The following is a 3,022-nucleotide window of genomic DNA, read 5'->3' on the forward strand; positions in this document are numbered from 1 at the left end:
GCATATCGACGGTGACAAGGAATATCTTGATTTATGCATGACCACATATAAACAGCTGAACATTCCCTGCCATGGTTATCACATTGATGAGGATAAACAAGCCGACCAGTTAATGAAAATATTGGTGGAGCACAGGCCCGACATGCTGGTGCTCACCGGGCACGACGGGCTGGTCAAGGGGGCCAAGGATTACAAGGATATCAACAGTTACCCAAACCCAACCACCGGCATATATACTGGATTCTACTTGGATTTTCCACTCAAATGGGAACATAGTAAATTTTTAGCTGTAGAAAAAAGTGGTGTTGGGACTTAAATTACATAAAAAATCTCCTCCGATTTAAAATTGGAGGAGATTTTCAATTTAACTTATTAATTTCCACTCTTTCATTTCGTCGTAACATTTTAAAATTTTTGGCTCCGAGAATTTAGGGTATTTTGCTTTTTTTATTTCTTCTATCCGATGATTTTTATCATTTGTTTTGTAAAAAACTTCTAATGTATCACATATAAAATGTATTGTTGAATAGAGTTCCAGGTCTCCTGGGCTTTTATTTCCGAATCGATTTAAAAGCAAATCAAATTTTTCTTTATGGTCACCTAGTATGCTAAATCCCTTTTCAGTTTCTGCTTCACACTTTGTTCCTGGTAAATAAATGTACTTGTTATCTGGCGAAATAGTAAGAATATGATTTTTTTGAATATCTTCTTCGAATTCTTCGGCAAGTTCATCACTAAAAGGTCCATAGAAATGCATTCTATAAGAATAATTAAGGGGCAGACCATGAACCTGTCCTAAATAGACAAATTTTTGAAAAGCTTTCTTTCCACGTATTTCGCCAAGCTTATTGACCAAGCATGCGGCAAATAAGCGGGCATCCAATTAATTCAATCCCCCTTCTAATATTTTTCTTTGCGCCTTTTTGAGTCGCTTCTGTCCTTTTCTAGCTTTGCTTGAAGTTCCTCAAACTTTCTTCTTGTCACCTCCATTTCTCTTTTATATTCAATGTATTCATTGTAAAACAAAGAGTTGCAAAATCCTCTTGTTTTCTCAACATGTTTTTTAGGTGAATATATTCGAAGGACATTTATTTCCTTGTCAGAAATATGTTTAATAGGTATAGACATTTCCTGGATTGGTATTATTTTATTGGTATACTTTAATCTTATTGGAATCGCCGGGAGTCTATGCTCAGACTCTTCTTCTGCTTCTTCAAGAAATGTTTTTATTGTTATTAACTCCTTGGCCGCAGTACCTTTCGCTTGATCAACATAATATGAAAGAGGATCATTTTGCGGAGGATATTTTTCTTCAAATTTTTCAATTACCCATGTTACATGATCTTTATCGTCTTGCTGCTTTTCTTCATTTTCCTCTAGGTGAGGTTTTGATACAAAAGCCTCACTTGAGTGGTTGCGTTCATAAAAGCATTTTGCCCAATTATTGGTTCCTGCTTTTGCATCTCTATATATTCTCTGGAGTATTTCATTATCATTTAGCTCTATATATTGAATTAAATCTAATGGGTATCCGCTTGGAAAAATACTTTTTAGGTAACTTGAAAGATAATAGTCATAAATTCTTCTTGTCTTATGAAAATAAACTTGTAAAAACATCCAATATCTTGCAAATATAAATTCTTCAGCGACATTTACACCATCAATAGAAAGACCAAGCTGCCATTCATCTTGTTCACTTCGACATATTGTAAGGGAACTAAGAAATTTATGTAAATCATATTTACCGTACTGAACTCCGCAATAATGTGAATCGCGGAGAAGATAATCCATTTTATCTGCATCCAGTTGTCCACTCAATATGTCGTCAACGAATCGTAGATGCTTATCAGAAGTCTTGCCAATTAAAATAGTTAAAACATCTTCAACTTTTATTTCCAATGGTCCGAAAAATTTATTAATGTAGTCACCAAGAATGTTTTTAATAATCAACCTGGAATATACTTCATGGCCGTCTCTTTCTTTTCCATCAACATCTTGTAGCTTTCTAAACAAGCCGTATCTCTTATTTTCACCCACATGTGAAAAAGGAGCATGCCCGATATCATGAAGCAATCCAGCTATCCTTGCTGTTTGTCTCAATCTATTGAATTCATCGGCTTGAACTCCTAAATAATTTAGCCTCTGCCAAAGTGAATCAAAAACTTTACCAACCAGATGCATAACACCTATGCTATGTCCAAACCTTGTATGTTCGGCACCATGGTAAACTTTATATGAGGTTCCAAGCTGCCGTATATTCCGCAGGCGCTGGAACACCTCTGTGTCAATTATATTACGTTCCGCTTTGTTCAACGGAATCAAGCCGTGGATTGGATCCCGGAATTCATATAGCTCAGAGTATAAATCCTCTTTGCCATTACTCTGTTTGGTAGGAGCATCCGGTAATTCCAGTGTTTTTTTCTGGTCAGAATCTACAGCCATGGCAAGGCCTCCTACTAATGTAACACATTCTTTGATTGGAAATCCGCCTTATTTGCAAAAAAACTGTCAATTGCCTAATGAAAAATTTATTATTCATTTTAAAAATAACCACAATTATCTTATGTTTTTGGAGGGGGAATTTTATGACGATATATGTCGAATGGCCCATAAACTACAATGGCCGCCAGGAAAAGGCGGTCATAAAGCTTTTTATAGTATTTCGTTTGGTTTATAATAATCCTGCTAACGATAAAAATAAATTGAGGTCTTTATAATTATAAAATTTAAAATTATCTTTACACAGACAAAACACAGTAGCACATCTTTCCATGTGTTGGGCAATATGCAGATGCGGTTCTATGGTTTTTGAATGCCTCAAGTTTTAGCCCACATTCTTTGCAGAACACGGCTTCACCGTTCAGGGCTTTTGCAGTTTCCAGTAAAGAAAGCTCTGCATCGACTCTTTTTCTTCTGCATTCTTCATAGCGTGGCGGATAAGCACACCAAATGACCGGTATAAATCCGGCGGCCGGTGTGCTTTTTATATTTTAGGGTTTTTTCACAATATCCCACCTGTTTC

The 3,022-nt window shown here is 36.0% G+C and carries 3 protein-coding genes; 1 reads left to right on the forward strand and 2 read right to left on the reverse strand.

Annotation, left to right across the window (positions count from 1 at the left end; all coding sequences use genetic code 11):
• On the forward strand, positions 1–316 hold a 316-nt coding region (locus tag DCCM_RS06810), incomplete at its 5' end, for a sporulation peptidase YabG (RefSeq protein WP_305791395.1).
• 48 nt (positions 317–364) lie between these two features.
• Here DCCM_RS06810 and DCCM_RS06815 read toward each other — a convergent pair.
• Entirely contained in the window at positions 365–883 is a 519-nt protein-coding gene (locus DCCM_RS06815; protein WP_104371681.1) for a hypothetical protein, read from the reverse strand.
• A gap of 17 nt (positions 884–900) precedes the next feature.
• Positions 901–2,442, reverse strand: coding sequence for an HD domain-containing protein (locus DCCM_RS06820; RefSeq protein ID WP_104371682.1), 1,542 nt, complete (start codon positions 2,440–2,442; stop codon positions 901–903).
• Positions 2,443–3,022: the final 580 nt, after the last annotated feature.

Origin of the sequence: Desulfocucumis palustris (genome assembly GCF_002933875.1) — a bacterium.
Classification (GTDB): domain Bacteria; phylum Bacillota; class Desulfotomaculia; order Desulfotomaculales; family Desulfocucumaceae; genus Desulfocucumis; species Desulfocucumis palustris.